This window comes from Inquilinus sp. NPDC058860, from assembly GCF_042743185.1.
GTDB lineage: Bacteria > Pseudomonadota > Alphaproteobacteria > DSM-16000 > Inquilinaceae > Inquilinus.
In genome coordinates this window covers 211,141-224,701 of sequence record NZ_JBHYMS010000002.1, presented here as the reverse complement: position 1 = coordinate 224,701, position 13,561 = coordinate 211,141, and the positions used below count along the sequence as shown (strand labels likewise).

Below are 13,561 nucleotides of genomic sequence, written 5' to 3'. Positions count from 1 at the left end.
CCGATCCTGCCTTTCGTTCTCGGAGTCGCCCCATGACCCTTCGCCACGCCGCCCTGGCCGGGATCGCCTTCCTCGTCCTCAACGGCTGCTCCGACCGCGAGGCCCGGCAGCAGCAGGCGCTGACGGCCCAGAGCGACCTGGTCGGGCTGAGCGAGGCCCGGCTGCTGTCCTGCGCCGGCACGCCGTCGCGCAGCCGCAGCACCGGCAACACCCATTACCTGACCTATCAGAGCGCCGGGATGGCCGCCGACGAGGCCGCCAGCGTCGGCGGCTTCGGCGGCGGCTCCGCCGGGACCGCCATGGGCGTCAACCCGGTCAACCGCGGAGTCGGCATGCCGATCGGCACCAGCGCCCTGGACCCGAACTACTGCGAGGCGACCTTCACCCTGGTCGACGGCCGGGTCGCCGAGGTGCGCTACCGCACCTCGGGCGGCTATTTCCGCACGGCCCAGTGCTCCGACATCGTCGCGCCCTGCATGGGCGGGCCGACCTTCGACCCCGGCCAGCCGGCGCCGTAACCCGCCGGCCGTCGGCGGCGGAGCACAAACCGTCGCGGATCGGATGGACCCGGAGCCTGGAATCCGGGCCTCTGTTCGCTATCCGCCCCAGGCCGGTTGCCGATCCCGCCCTTGGGCACTAAAAGCGTCTTTCTGCCGCGCGAAAAGCGCCGTCCCATGGAGTGCGAGCCGATGAAGATCCTGGTCCCGGTCAAACGGGTGATCGACTTCAACGTCAAGGTCCGGGTCAAGGCCGACGGGTCCGGCGTCGACCTGGCGAACGTCAAGATGTCGATGAACCCCTTCGACGAGATCTCGGTCGAGGAGGCGATCCGCATCAAGGAGGCCGGCAAGGCGACCGAGGTGGTGGCCGTGTCGATCGGCCCGGCCCAGGCGCAGGAGACGATCCGCACGGCGCTGGCCATGGGCGCCGACCGCGGCCTCCTGGTGCAGACCGATGTCGAGCTGCAGCCGCTGGCCGTGGCCAAGATCCTGAAGGCGCTGGTCGACCGCGAGCAGCCGCAGCTGGTGATCCTGGGCAAGCAGGCGATCGACGACGACGCCAACCAGACCGGCCAGGCGCTGGCGGCCTTGCTGGGCTGGGGCCAGGCCACCTTCGCCTCGAAGCTGGTGATCGAGGACGGCGCCGCGCTGGTGACCCGCGAGGTCGACGGCGGCCTCGAGACCATCCGGGTCAAGCTGCCGGCGATCGTCACCACCGACCTGCGCCTGAACGAGCCGCGCTACGCCTCGCTGCCGAACATCATGAAGGCGAAGAAGAAGCAGCTGGACACCGTCAGCCCGGCCGATCTCGGCGTCGACCCGGCGCCGCGGCTGAAGACGCTGAAGGTGGTCGAGCCGCCGAAGCGCAAGGGCGGCGTCAAGGTCGCCAGCGTGCAGGAGCTGGTGGCCAAGCTGAAGACCGAAGCGCGCGTGATCTGAGGGCGGGGACAAAGACATGTCGATCCTGATCGTTGCCGACCACGACAACGCCACGCTGAAATCCGCCACGCTGCACGCCGTCACCGCGGCGCAGAAGATTGGCGGCGACATCCATGTGCTGGTCGCCGGCGCCGGCGCCCGCCCGGCGGCCGAGGCCGCGGCCAAGGTGGCAGGCGTCGCCAAGGTGCTGCTGGCCGAGGCGCCGGCGCTGGAGCACCAACTGGCCGAGGCCGTGGCGCCGCTGGTGGCCGAGCTGGCGAAGGGCTACAGCCACGTGCTGGCGACCGCGACCAGCGCCGGCAAGAACCTGCTGCCGCGCGTCGCCGCGCTCTTGGACGTGCAGCAGATCTCCGAGATCACCGCGGTCGACGCCCCCGACACCTTCGAGCGGCCGATCTATGCCGGCAACGCCATCGCCACGGTGCAGTCGGCCGACCCGATCAAGGTGATCACGGTGCGCGGCACCGCCTTCGAGGCGGCCGCCGCCGAGGGCGGCTCGGCCGCGATCGAGGCAATCGAGGCCAAGGCCGATGCCGGCCTGTCGAGCTTCGTCGGCCAGGAGCTGAGCAAGTCCGAGCGGCCGGAGCTGACCTCGGCCCGGATCGTCATCTCCGGCGGCCGTGCCCTCGGCTCCTCCGAGAACTTCAAGATCCTCGAGGGCATCGCCGACCATCTCGGCGCCGCCATCGGCGCCAGCCGCGCCGCGGTCGACGCCGGCTACGTGCCGAACGACTATCAGGTCGGCCAGACCGGCAAGGTGGTGGCGCCGGACCTGTACATCGCCGTCGGCATCTCCGGCGCGATCCAGCACCTGGCGGGCATGAAGGACTCCAAGGTCATCGTCGCCATCAACAAGGACGAGGAGGCGCCGATCTTCCAGGTCGCCGATTACGGCCTGGTCGGCGACCTGTTCAAGGTGATCCCGGAGCTCGAGGCCGAGCTGAAGAAGGCCTGAGACGGGCGCCCGGCGCACCGTCCGAGACGCGGAAGGCGCATCCTTCGGGATGCGCCTTTTTGCTGCCGGCAGGCCCATAGCGGGATATGGCCGGCCGCCGCCCGGTTCTCCTTGACAGGACCGGCCGGTTGTCCGCTGCTAAGGCGTTTTCGACCACCGATTGCGGATCGCCGATTTGCAGACCGTGCTGCGCCAGGGCGAAGGGATTTCCGGCGGGCGCCGGGCCGAATCGCGCGCGCGACCGCAGGGTACCAGGAGGATTCGTCCGCATGCCGGATGAGACGCCGCGCTATTCCGTCTTCATCGAGGGCGAGACGCTCGATCTCTGCGTCCCCTCCGAGGTGGCGATCGAGGACGGCTGGGCCGACTGGTTCAACGATGCCCGGACGACGCGCTGGCTGGCCCAGGGCATCTATCCGAACCATGTCGAGGATCAGCGCAGCTTCCTCGAATCGATCCGCAAGCGCGACCGCTTCGCCGTGCTGATCTGCGGCAAGGGCGGCGGGCCGCTCTACGGCATCATCTCGCTCTCCGCGATCGACTGGGTCGCCCGCTCGGCCCAGATCTCGCTGGTGGTCGGCAAGCCGCTGCCGGGACGCCGGCTGATCCAGCTGGAGGCCATGGCCCGGGTGACCGAGCACGCCTTCCAGCGCATGGGACTGGACCGGATCTGGGCCGGGCAGGCCCATCCCGGCCTGGCGCGCTGGAACCAGTGGCTGGAGCTGCTGGGCTACTTCACCGACGGGATCATGCGCCGCGGCTTCGTCAAGGGGCGCGAGACCGTCGACAACGCCGTGATGATCTGCTGCCTGGTCGAGGACTACGAGGTGCTGAAGGCCCGGCGCGACGGCCGCTACTGGCCCGGCAACGACACCATGCTGCGGCTGATCGCCGGGCTGCCGCGGCAGGGCTTCGCCACCCGCCTGGGCGAGTTCCTGGAGCGCGAGCTGCCGCTCCACAAGGCCGAGATGGAGGCGCTGGAGCAGCGCGTCCTGCAGGCGCGCGACGACACGACGGCCTCCAGGCGCAAGCTGGCCGCGTCTTGACCGCCGCGTCGCCGCCCCCTTCGCCGCCCTGGCGCGGCGCCGCGGCGCTCGGCCTCGGCACCGCCCAGTTCGGGCTCGACTACGGCATCGCCAACGACCGCGGCCTCTGCCCGCCCGGGGAGGTGGCAGCGATCCTGCAGGCGGCGGCCGCGTCCGGCATCGGCGTGCTGGACACCGCCCCGGCCTACGGCACCGCCGAGCAGGTGCTGGGCGAGGTGCTGCCGGCGGCACACCGCTTCCGCATCGTCACCAAGACGCCGCATCTGGCCGGGCTGCGCGACCACGGCGACATCCGGCGCGCCGTGCTCAAGGCCTTTTCGGCGTCGCGGGCGAAGCTGCGCCGCGATCGGCTGGCCGGCCTCCTGACCCACAACGCCAACGACCTGCTGCGGCCCGGCGGCGCGGCGCTGTGGGCGGCGATGGAGGATCTGAAGCGGGCCGGCGAGGTCGAGCGGATCGGCGCCTCGGTCTACAGCGCCGGGCAGCTCGACGCCGTGCTGGCGCGCTATCCGCTCGACCTCGTACAGCTGCCCTGGAACGCGGTGGACGGGCGGATCGGCCCGCCGCTCCTCGCGGCGCTGGGCAAACGCGGCATCGAGCTGCACGCCCGCTCCGTGTTCCTGCAGGGGCTGCTGCTGGCCCCGCCCGGCCGTGCCGCCGGCGTCTCGCCCCGGGCCGAGGCCCTGGTCGGGCGCTGGCGCGGCGCCGTCGCCGCGGCGGGGGCCGAGCCGCTGGCCGCGGCGCTGGGCGCCGTGATCGGGCGGCCGGAGATCGGCACCGCCCTGGTCGGCGTGACCCGGCCGGAGGAGCTGGCCGGCATTCTGAAGGCCGTTGCCGCGGCCTCGCCGCCGGTCGCCGCGGTGCCGTCGACCGACGATCTGGTGCTGAACCCGGCGCTGTGGCCGTCCGGCGGCCGCCCGGCCGCGATTCTGACCGGCGCCGCCGTGGCGCTGCGGCCGACGGCATCCGGCGAGACCACGGTGCTGGCGGTGCTGGCGAAGGAGGGCGGCGCCCCGGTCGGCGCCGTCCGGCTCGGCCCGATCGACCGCGCCGCCGGCGAGGCCGCGATAACCTTGGAGAACGCGGAGACCATTCCTGCCGCCTGGCAGGACGAGGCGGTGGCGCTGACCGCGCGACTGGCCTTCGAGCAGCTGGGGCTGCGCCGCCTGATCGCGGCGGAGGCGGGTCCCTTCGCCCGCGCCGGCTGGACCGCGGCCGGAGGGCGCTTCATCCTGGACGACAAGAGCTACTGGGAGCGGACATGACGGTGCTGGCGATCCTGCAGGCGCGGATGTCCTCGTCGCGGCTGCCCGGCAAGGTGATGGCCGATCTGCTCGGCGAACCGATGCTGGCGCGGCAGGTCGAGCGGCTGCGGCGCTGCCGGAGGCTCGACACGCTGCTGGTCGCGACCAGCACCGAGGCCGCCGACGACGCCCTGGCGGATCTCGCCGCCCGGATCGGCGTCGGCTGCTTCCGCGGCAGCCTGGACGACGTGCTGGACCGCTTCCATGCCGCGGTCGCTGGACAGGGGGCCGGACCGGGGGCGGACCAGATCGTGCGGCTGACCGCCGACTGCCCACTGACCGATCCGGGGCTGATCGACGCCCTGGTCGAGCTGCATGTCGCCGGCGGCTACGACTATTCCTGCAACACGCTCACGCCCCGGTATCCGGACGGGCTGGACGCCGAGGTGATGCGCACCGAGGTGCTGGAGGCGGCGTGGCGCGAGGCGGCGCTGCCGTCGGAGCGCGAGCATGTCACCCGCTTCATCTACACCCGGCCGGAGCGGTTCCGCCTGGGCAGCCTGGTCGGCGAGGCGGACCTGTCCGACCAGCGCTGGACCGTCGATACGCCGGAGGACCTGGCCCTGGTGCGGGCGGTCTATGCCGGGCTGTACCCGAAGAACCCGGCCTTCGGCACCGAGGACATCCTGCAGTTCCTGGCGGCGCATCCGGAGATCGCCGCGCTCAACCGCGTCCACCGGCGGAACGAGGGCCTCGAGCGCTCGCTCGCCCAGGACGCCGCCGCCCAACAAGACTTGGCCAGATCGTGAGGACCAAAGTGTCAGAACGCTATGCGGCATCCGAGGCGATGCTCGACCGGGCCCGGCAGACCATCCCGCTGGGCGCCCAGACCTTCAGCAAGAGCATCACGCAATATCCGCTCGGCGTGTCGCCCTATTTCGCCGCCCGCGGCCAGGGCAGCCGGCTGTGGGACGTCGACGGCAACGAATACATCGACTTCATCAACGGCCTGGCGTCGGTGACGCTGGGCTACAACGACCCGGACGTCACCGCCGCGGTCAAGGCGCAGGTCGGGGACGGCACCATCTTCAGCCTGTCGAGCCCGCTGGAGGCCGAGGTGGCCGAGCGGCTGGTGGCGATCGTGCCCTCGGCCGAGATGGTGCGCTTCGGCAAGAACGGGTCGGACGCCACCGCCGGCGCCGTCCGCGTCGCCCGCGCCCATACCGGCCGCGACCATGTGCTGGTCTGCGGCTATCACGGCTGGCAGGACTGGTACATCGGCGCCACCGCCCGCAACCGCGGCGTGCCGGAAGCGACCCGGGCCCTGACCCACACCTTCCCCTACAACGATCTGGCGGCGCTGGACCGGCTGCTGGACGAGCATGCCGGCCAGGTGGCGGCGATCGTGATGGAGCCGATGAACGTCGCCTTCCCGGCGGCGGGCTATCTGGAAGGCGTGCGCGAGCGAGCGACAAGGCACGGCATCGTGCTGGTGTTCGACGAGACCATCACCGGCTTCCGCGTCGCCAATGGCGGGGCGCAGGAGCTGTTCGGCGTCACCCCCGACCTGACCACCCTGGGCAAGGGCATCGCCAACGGCTACCCGCTGTCGGCGGTGTGCGGCCGGCGCGACCTGATGATGGAGATGGAGGAGATCTTCTTCTCCTTCACCATGGGCGGCGAGACGCTGTCGCTGGCCGCGGCCCGGGCGACGCTGGACAAGGTGGTGCGCGAGCCGGTGACCCGGCACATGGCCGAGCTGGGCACCAACCTGCGCGACGGCACCGCGGCGCTGATCGAGCGGCATAAGCTGGGCGAGGTGCTGTCGCTGTCCGGCCACCCGTCCTGGACTTTCCTCCTGATCAAGGACCAGCCGGACGCCAGCGCCTTCGAGATCAAGACGCTGTGGCTGCAGGAGATCTTCGCCCGCGGCCTGCTCTCGCTCGGCAGCCACAACATGAGCTATGCCCACAGCCCGGCCGATGTCGACCGCGTGCTGACGATCTATGACGAGGTCTTCGCCCTGCTCTCGGCCGCGATCGGCCAGCAACGGGTGCGGGCGGAGCTTCGCTGCGAGCCCCTGGTGCCGCTGTTCCGGGTGCGATAGGGCCACGCAAAAACGAAACCACCCCGCCGGCCGGGACGTCCGGCCGCTCGGGGTGGTCCCTTTCGCCGCCCCTGCCGGCGGCGAATCAGCCGGGCTGTCAGCCGCCCGAACCGGTGGTGCCGGTGGTGCCCGTCGTGCCGGTGGCCGGCGCCGCCGGCGGCGGCTCCTCGGCCTTGCGGCCCTCGAAGGCGGGCAGCGCTTCCAGCTGCTCCTTGGTCATGGCGGTCTTCACGCCCTCGTCGGGCCGGGCGCCGATGGTCAGCTTGTCGAGCGGGATCGCCACGGATTTCGAGCCGATGCCGAGGAAGCCCCCGACATCGATGACCACGGCATCGACGGCCTTGCTGTCCTTGTCGACCAGCACGTCCGAGGTCTTGCCGATCGAATCGCCGTTGGCGTTGGTGACGCTGGCGCCGATCAGGTCCGAACCGAGGATATGCGTGTCCGGAAGCTGCTGCTGACCCTCCGGAACCGAGCTGCCCGGGGTCGCCGCCGAAGGAGCGGTCGTGGAGGGGGCGGTCGTGTCGGCGGGAGGTTGCTGCGTCGTCGTCTGCGCCATAGCCGGCAGGGCCAGCAGGGCGACGGCGGAAGCAGCCGCCATCAGGGTCTTGCGCATGATCGGTCCTCCTTTCGTCGAGGATCTCATGGAGATACCTGGGCAACAGGAGGTTCCGGGGCGCAGTTCCCCGAAACGACGAAAGCCCGGCGAAGCGCCGGGCTTTCGGTTCGGATCGGAAACTCTACTCGCCGCTCGACGGCTCGGTGGTCTCCTCCGCCGCCTTCACCTTGCGCGGCCGGCCGGGCCGGCGCTTCGGTGCGGGGGCCGGAGCCTCCTCCGCCGCGACGCCGGGCAGGCCCGGCTGCGCCGAGGCCTCGGGCTGGGGCGGCTGGGCGGGCGCGGGTGCCGGTGCGGCAGGCGCCGGCTGGTCCGGGGGCGCAGCCTCGGCCGGCGCGGCGGCCCGCGGCGGACGGCCGCGGCGCGGCCGGGCGATTATCGAAGCCGGCAGAGCGAGCTCGGTGTCGAGGCCGCTGTCCTCCTGGTCCCGCGGGTCGGCGCCGAAGCTGGCCGACGATGCGGCGAGATCGACCGGCGCCGGATCGAGCGGGCTCGGGATATGCGGCTGCGGCGCGTTCACATCCGGCGCCGCAGGCGGCTGCGGCCGCTCGTTGCGATAGTCCGGACGGCCGTCGCGCTGGCTGCCGAAGCGGTCGCGCTGGCCCTGATCGCGGTCGCGATTCTGGTCACGGGGGCCCTGGTCGCGCGGCGGGCGGTTGTCGCGGAACCCCGGGTCCCGGTCGCGGTATCCCTGGTCGCGGTTCTGGCGGTCGCCGTCGCCGCGGCCTTCGAACTCCCGGCGCGGCGGCCGGTCGCCGCCCTCGCCACGGCCCTCGAACTCCCGGCGCGGCCGGTCGCCGCCCTCGCGCGGTTCGTATTCGCGGCGCTGCTGCCGGTCACCGCCCTCGTTGCGCGCCTCGAAGTCGCGGCGCTGCGGCGGCGGGCTGGTCAGCGGGTCGTAATCGGCATCGACGCCCGGCTGCTCGCGGCTGCTGTCCTGGCCGCCGCCCGGCTGGTGCGGCTGGCCGCCATAGGCCTCGTTCATGGCGTTGATGATGCGGACGTAGTGCTCCGCATGCTGCTGGTAGTTCTCGGCCATGACGCGGTCGCCCGACGCCTGGGCGTCGCGCGCCAGCCCCATGTACTTGTCGTAGACCTGGAAGACATTGCCACGGATGCGGATGTCCGGCCCGTTGCTGTCGATGGTCTGGTTGCGGTTTGGCAGCGCGTTCGGCCGGCGCTGCTGGCTGCCGCCACCGCCGCCGCCACCCCCACCGCCGCCGTTCCTGCCGCGCGCACGCCGCGAATTCGGTCCTGGTCTCATCAGCCTTGCTTCTGCAGATCGCTGTTTCCGCGCTGCCGTCCCTCGCCGCCGCCTGATGCGGCCGGGCCCAGCGTCATCGTCGCTTCCAGCGCCGGAATGGCGGCCGCCTCAAGCGGTCAAGCCCGGAAATGACGGAATAAGGGGACCCTAACGGCAATCAGGCGTCGGGCCAAATGCTTTTTTCACCCGACGTCGCGATCACGCAACGCGGTATGTCTGCCAGATCGTGCGCCGTGCCGGCGATGTCAAGCCCCGCGCCGCGGAACAGCGCCGCGACGTCGGCCGCCTGGCCGATGCCGAGCTCGACCACCGCCGTGCCGCCCGGCGTCAGCAGGCCCGGCAGCGCCGCGGCCAGGGCGCGATAGGCGTCGAGCCCGTCGGCGCCGCCGGACAGGGCCAGGCGCGGGTCGTGATCGCGCACCTCGGGGTCCAGGGCCGCGATGTCGGCCTCCGGAATATAGGGCGGGTTGGACAGGACGAGGTCGAAGCGGCCGGCCAGCGCCGTCGCCCAGTCGCCGGCCAGGAAGGCGGCGCGGTCCGCCAGGCCCAGCGCGCGGGCATTGTCCCGCGCCGTCCGCGCCGCCGCCTCGCTGCGGTCGACGCCGATGCCGAAGGCGGTGGGCCGGTCGTGCAGCACCGCGAGCAGCAGGCAGCCGGTGCCGGTGCCGAGGTCGAGCACGCGCAGCGGCCGGTCGGAGGGGTCCGGCACGGCGGCCAGCGCCGCCTCGACCAGCGTCTCGCTGTCCGGCCGCGGGTCCAGCGTCGCCGGGCCGAGCGCGAAATCGAGGCTCCAGAACTCCCGCCGGCCAAGGATGCGCGACACCGGCTCATGCGCGGCGCGGCGGTCCAGGGACCCGGCATAGCGCGCGGCGGCCTCCGGCGGCAGCGGCTCGGCGGCGCGCGACAGCAGGCCGGTGCGGTCCCAGCCCAGCGCGTGCATCAGCAGGATGCGGGCGTCGGACAGGGCGCCGTCGATGCCGGCAGCCGCCAGACGCGCGGTGCCGTCGCGCAGGGCCTCGGCGATCCTGGGGGGGCGGAGGGTCATGGCCTGGCCCTCCCGCAACACCACCGAGTCCCCCCTCCCCTCGCGGGAGGGGGGTAGGGGGAGGGGGGCCCCTCGACCAGAGCCGAAGACAATGTTTCGCTGTTCAGGCTTCGAGGCCGGACCCATTCGCGCGCGGACGCGCGCAGCCCCCTCCCCCTGCCCCCCTCCCGCAGGGGGAGGGGGGACTCAAATTGGAAAGAACCGACGGACCTCAGGCTCACGGCTGGTCGGCGAGGGCGGCGAGGCGGGCGGCTTCGTCCTCCGCGATCAGCGCCTCGATCAGCTCGTCCAGCGCCTCGCCCGCCATCACCCGGTCGATCTTGTAGAGCGTCAGGTTGATGCGGTGATCGGTCACCCGCCCCTGCGGGAAGTTGTAGGTGCGGATCCGCTCCGACCGGTCGCCGCTGCCGACCTGGCTCTTGCGGTCGGCGGCGCGCACCGCGTCCTTGGCCGCGCGTTCGGCCTCGTAGAGGCGCGCGCGCAGGATCTTCATCGCCTTGGCGCGGTTCTTGTGCTGCGACTTCTCGTCCTGCATCACCACCACGATGCCGGTCGGCAGATGGGTGATGCGGACCGCGCTCTCGGTCTTGTTCACATGCTGGCCACCGGCGCCCTGGGCCCGGAACACGTCGACCCGCAGGTCCTTGTCGTCGATCTGGACGTCGACCTCCTCCGCCTCCGGCAGCACCGCGACGGTGGCGGCGGAGGTGTGGATGCGGCCCTGGGCCTCGGTCTCCGGCACCCGCTGGACGCGGTGGGCGCCGCTCTCGAACTTCAGCCGGGCGAAGACGCCGCGGCCGCTGATCTCGGCCGAGGCCTCCTTGGTGCCGCCCAGCGGCGTGTCGGCGATGTCCATCACCTCGAAGCGCCAGCCGCGGATCGCGGCGTAGCGCTGGTACATGCGGAACAGGTCGGCGGCGAACAGCGCCGCCTCGTCGCCGCCGGTGCCGGCGCGGACCTCGAGGATGGCGTTGCGGTCGTCGGCCTCGTTCTTCGGCAGCAGCTGCACCTGCACCCGCCGCTCCAGTGCCGGCAGGTGGTCGCGCAGCTCGACCAGCTCCTCCTGCGCCAGGGCCCGCATCTCGGGATCGGATTCGGCCGCGACCATGGCTTCGAGCTGGGCCAGCTCGGCCCGGCCGCGATGCAGCGCCGCGATCTCCTCGGCGAGCGGCTCGAGCTCGGAATATTCCTTGGAATAGGCGGTGAACTGGTCCGGCGACAGCTTGCCGGAGCCCATGCCGTCGCGCAGCTCGGCCACGCGGGACAGGACACGGTTCAGGTTTTCGTCGAGGTGCACGGAAGGCTCAAATCAAGGGAACGGGCCGGTCGGTCGATCGGGCGACAGGCTCGCTAGCGGCCGGACAGGCGGCTCATTCCGCTCATTCCGCCGCCTGGGCCGAGGCCGCCTCGGCGGCGGCGCGCTCGGCCTCGATCTGCTTGGCCTTGTCCTCGACCAGGGACACCAGGTGGTCGACGATGCCCTCGTCCTTCAGCCGGTGGTTCGGCAGGCCGTTGATGTAGACCTGATGCGTGCCCTTGCCGCCACCGGTGAAGCCGATATCGGTCATCGTCGCCTCGCCCGGGCCGTTGACCACGCAGCCGATCACCGAGACGGTCATCGGGGTGGTGATGTGGGCCAGGCGCTGTTCCAGCACCTCGACGGTCTTGATCACGTCGAACTGCTGCCGGGCGCAGGACGGGCAGGAGATGATGTTGACGCCGCGGTGGCGCAGGCCCAGCGACTTCAGCAGGTCGAAGCCGACCTTGACCTCCTCGACCGGATCGGCGGAGAGCGAGACGCGCACCGTGTCGCCGATGCCGGACCACAGCAGCATGCCGAGGCCGATCGAGGACTTCACCGTGCCGCTGCGCAGGCCGCCGGCCTCGGTGACGCCGATGTGCAGCGGGTAGTCGCAGGCCTCGGCCAGCGCCTGGTAGGCGGCGACGGCCAGGAACACGTCCGACGCCTTGCACGAGATCTTGAAGTCGAAGAAGTCGTGATCCTCGAGGATCCGGATGTGGTTGAGGGCCGACTCGACCATCGCCTCCGGGCAGGGCTCGCCGTACTTCTCCAGGAGCTCGCGTTCCAGCGACCCGGCGTTGACGCCGATCCGCATCGAGCAGCCATGGTCCTTGGCCGCCTTCACCACTTCGGCCACCCGCTCCTTCGAGCCGATGTTGCCGGGGTTGATGCGCAGGCAGGCGGCGCCGTTCTGGGCCGCCTCGATGCCGCGCTTGTAGTGGAAATGGATGTCCGCGACGAGCGGCACGGTCACTTCCGGCACGATGTGCTTCAGCGCCGCGCTCGACTCCTCGTCCGGGCAGGACACGCGGACGATGTCGGCGCCGGCGATCTCGAGCTGCCGGATCTGGTCGATCGTCCCCTGGATGTCCGTGGTCCGGGTGTTGGTCATCGACTGCACGGTGATCGGCGAATCGCCGCCGACCGGAACCTTGCCGACATGGATCAGGCGGGATTTCCGGCGTTGAATCTGGCGATAGGCGCGGACGGCGCTCATGACGGAACCTTAGGTGATGCGGCGTTCGTTGCGCGACAACATGGGCCTTTCGGGCCGTTCCCGCAATCCGGCAGGCGGCAATGCGACCATGTGCAGCCGGCCCCGCTCAATTCGCCCTCAATTCGACGCGGCCGGCGTGCCCCGCAGCTTCTGCGGGTCGAGCGCGATGTTGCGCACGACCTGGCCGGGACCGCCGAGCGCCGCCACCGGCTGGCCATCGACCTCGACCTGAAGCCCGCCGGCATTGCCGGTGGTGAGGCGCTGGCCTTCCTGCGGCGGCACGGCATAAGTCTCGCCCGCCGCCATCACCCGGGTCATCACCAGCCCGCCCTGGCGGTCGCGGATCTGGACCCAGCTGTCGGCGCTGGCGCGCAGCATGATGCGGCTGTCGCCGGGGCCCGGCACCTGCGGCGCCGGCGGCTCGTTCGCCAAAGCGGCGCCGAGCGGGCGGTCGGCCAGGGCCATGGTGGCCGGCAGCTGCGGCGGCACCGGCTGGGCCTGGGCGACCTGCGGCGCAGCCGGGGCGGCGGCGGGCGGTGCCGTGACCGCTGCGATCTCGGTCGGCGCGGCCGGGGCCGCGACCGATGGCAGGGCCGGGGTTCCGGCCGGCGCGGTCGGGCCCGGCACGATCGGGCCCGCGGTCATGCGCTCGCCGGGGCCGGGTTCGGCCACGGGGGCGGCCGACTGCAGGCTGGGGCCGCTGTTCGGGGCGGCCGGCTGCACCACCGGCCCGGGATTCGGCTCGGTCTGCGGGGCGCCGTCGAGCAGCGCCGCGAAGCGCGCCGGCAGGGCCGCGATCTCCGCCGCCACGTCGCGGTTGGCCGAGGACAGGTAGTACCAGCCGGCATATGCCAGGCCGCCGATCAGGACCGCGATCATCAGGATCGCGCCGCCCGGGACGCGGCTGCCTTCCGGCACCGGCGCCGGGAACACCAGGTCGGGCTTCTTCTCGACCGCGGTGGATTCGCGCTTGAAGCGGGCGACCATCTGGTCGCCGTCGAAGCCGAGGAGCTCGGCATAGGTGCGGACGAAGCCGATGGCGTAGACCGGACCGGGCAGGTCCTGGTTGCGGCCGTCCTCGATCGCCTGCAGCAGGCCGTGGCGGATGCGCAGCGCCGCAGCCACGTCGTAGAGGCTGTAGCCGGCGATCTCGCGCGCCTGCGCAAGGATGCGGCCGACCGGCGCGTTCATGTCGATCACGTGATCCACCGCCCCGGCATCGAGAGGGTTGTCTGGGGAGTCCGCGGTCTCGTGCACCACGGCGAGGTGTTTGCGATTGCTCTGGGCCATATCGTTCGAGCCGCTTTGTGCTGACCGAAAGTGTTA

General features: G+C 71.9%; 13 protein-coding genes. 7 read left to right on the top strand and 6 right to left on the bottom strand.

The annotated features are described in order from the left end of the window. The first annotated feature begins 32 nt into the window (after positions 1 to 32). From ACFW16_RS02580 to ACFW16_RS02550, 7 genes are all read left to right on the top strand, one after another. Positions 33 to 518 (top strand): hypothetical protein, encoded by a 486-nt coding sequence (locus tag ACFW16_RS02580; RefSeq protein ID WP_380301553.1) that lies wholly within the window; start codon positions 33 to 35, stop codon positions 516 to 518. Positions 519 to 689: 171 nt separating this feature from the next. Then, entirely contained in the window at positions 690 to 1,439 is a 750-nt protein-coding gene (locus ACFW16_RS02575; RefSeq protein ID WP_380301551.1) for an electron transfer flavoprotein subunit beta/FixA family protein, read from the top strand. A 16-nt stretch (positions 1,440 to 1,455) separates the two neighbouring features. Continuing rightward, on the top strand, positions 1,456 to 2,394 hold the full coding sequence (locus ACFW16_RS02570) for an electron transfer flavoprotein subunit alpha/FixB family protein (RefSeq protein ID WP_380301550.1): 939 nt from the start codon (positions 1,456 to 1,458) through the stop codon (positions 2,392 to 2,394). A 269-nt stretch (positions 2,395 to 2,663) separates the two neighbouring features. Then, the gene (locus tag ACFW16_RS02565; protein WP_380301548.1) at positions 2,664 to 3,440 is read left to right on the top strand and encodes a GNAT family N-acetyltransferase; all 777 of its coding nucleotides are present in this window, start codon (positions 2,664 to 2,666) and stop codon (positions 3,438 to 3,440) included. Then, positions 3,437 to 4,705 (top strand): aldo/keto reductase, encoded by a 1,269-nt coding sequence (locus ACFW16_RS02560; RefSeq protein ID WP_380301546.1) that lies wholly within the window; start codon positions 3,437 to 3,439, stop codon positions 4,703 to 4,705. The genes ACFW16_RS02565 and ACFW16_RS02560 overlap by 4 nt, the downstream gene beginning before the upstream one ends. Then, positions 4,702 to 5,493 carry a cytidylyltransferase domain-containing protein gene (locus ACFW16_RS02555; protein WP_380301544.1) on the top strand — a complete coding sequence of 264 codons (792 nt, stop codon included), beginning with the start codon at positions 4,702 to 4,704 and terminating at the stop codon, positions 5,491 to 5,493. The genes ACFW16_RS02560 and ACFW16_RS02555 overlap by 4 nt, the downstream gene beginning before the upstream one ends. Before the next feature lie 8 nt (positions 5,494 to 5,501). Next, the gene (locus tag ACFW16_RS02550) at positions 5,502 to 6,791 is read left to right on the top strand and encodes an aminotransferase class III-fold pyridoxal phosphate-dependent enzyme (RefSeq protein ID WP_380301542.1); all 1,290 of its coding nucleotides are present in this window, start codon (positions 5,502 to 5,504) and stop codon (positions 6,789 to 6,791) included. Between the two features lie 97 nt (positions 6,792 to 6,888). On the opposite strand, the gene ACFW16_RS02545 is transcribed toward ACFW16_RS02550, so the two are convergent. From ACFW16_RS02545 to ACFW16_RS02520, 6 genes are all read right to left on the bottom strand, one after another. Next, entirely contained in the window at positions 6,889 to 7,407 is a 519-nt protein-coding gene (locus ACFW16_RS02545) for a PRC-barrel domain-containing protein (RefSeq protein WP_380301540.1), read from the bottom strand. 124 nt (positions 7,408 to 7,531) lie between these two features. Further along, positions 7,532 to 8,671: a DUF4167 domain-containing protein gene (locus ACFW16_RS02540; RefSeq protein ID WP_380301538.1), complete on the bottom strand. Its 1,140-nt coding sequence runs from the start codon at positions 8,669 to 8,671 to the stop codon at positions 7,532 to 7,534. Between the two features lie 157 nt (positions 8,672 to 8,828). Beyond that, positions 8,829 to 9,716 carry a peptide chain release factor N(5)-glutamine methyltransferase gene (prmC, locus tag ACFW16_RS02535; protein WP_380301536.1) on the bottom strand — a complete coding sequence of 296 codons (888 nt, stop codon included), beginning with the start codon at positions 9,714 to 9,716 and terminating at the stop codon, positions 8,829 to 8,831. 217 nt (positions 9,717 to 9,933) lie between these two features. Further along, positions 9,934 to 11,013 carry a peptide chain release factor 1 gene (gene prfA, locus ACFW16_RS02530; RefSeq protein WP_380301534.1) on the bottom strand — a complete coding sequence of 360 codons (1,080 nt, stop codon included), beginning with the start codon at positions 11,011 to 11,013 and terminating at the stop codon, positions 9,934 to 9,936. A gap of 82 nt (positions 11,014 to 11,095) precedes the next feature. Then, positions 11,096 to 12,235, bottom strand: coding sequence for a flavodoxin-dependent (E)-4-hydroxy-3-methylbut-2-enyl-diphosphate synthase (ispG, locus tag ACFW16_RS02525; RefSeq protein WP_380301532.1), 1,140 nt, complete (start codon positions 12,233 to 12,235; stop codon positions 11,096 to 11,098). A gap of 117 nt (positions 12,236 to 12,352) precedes the next feature. Continuing rightward, positions 12,353 to 13,525: a RodZ domain-containing protein gene (locus tag ACFW16_RS02520; RefSeq protein WP_380301530.1), complete on the bottom strand. Its 1,173-nt coding sequence runs from the start codon at positions 13,523 to 13,525 to the stop codon at positions 12,353 to 12,355. Between the last annotated feature and the right edge of the window lie 36 nt (positions 13,526 to 13,561).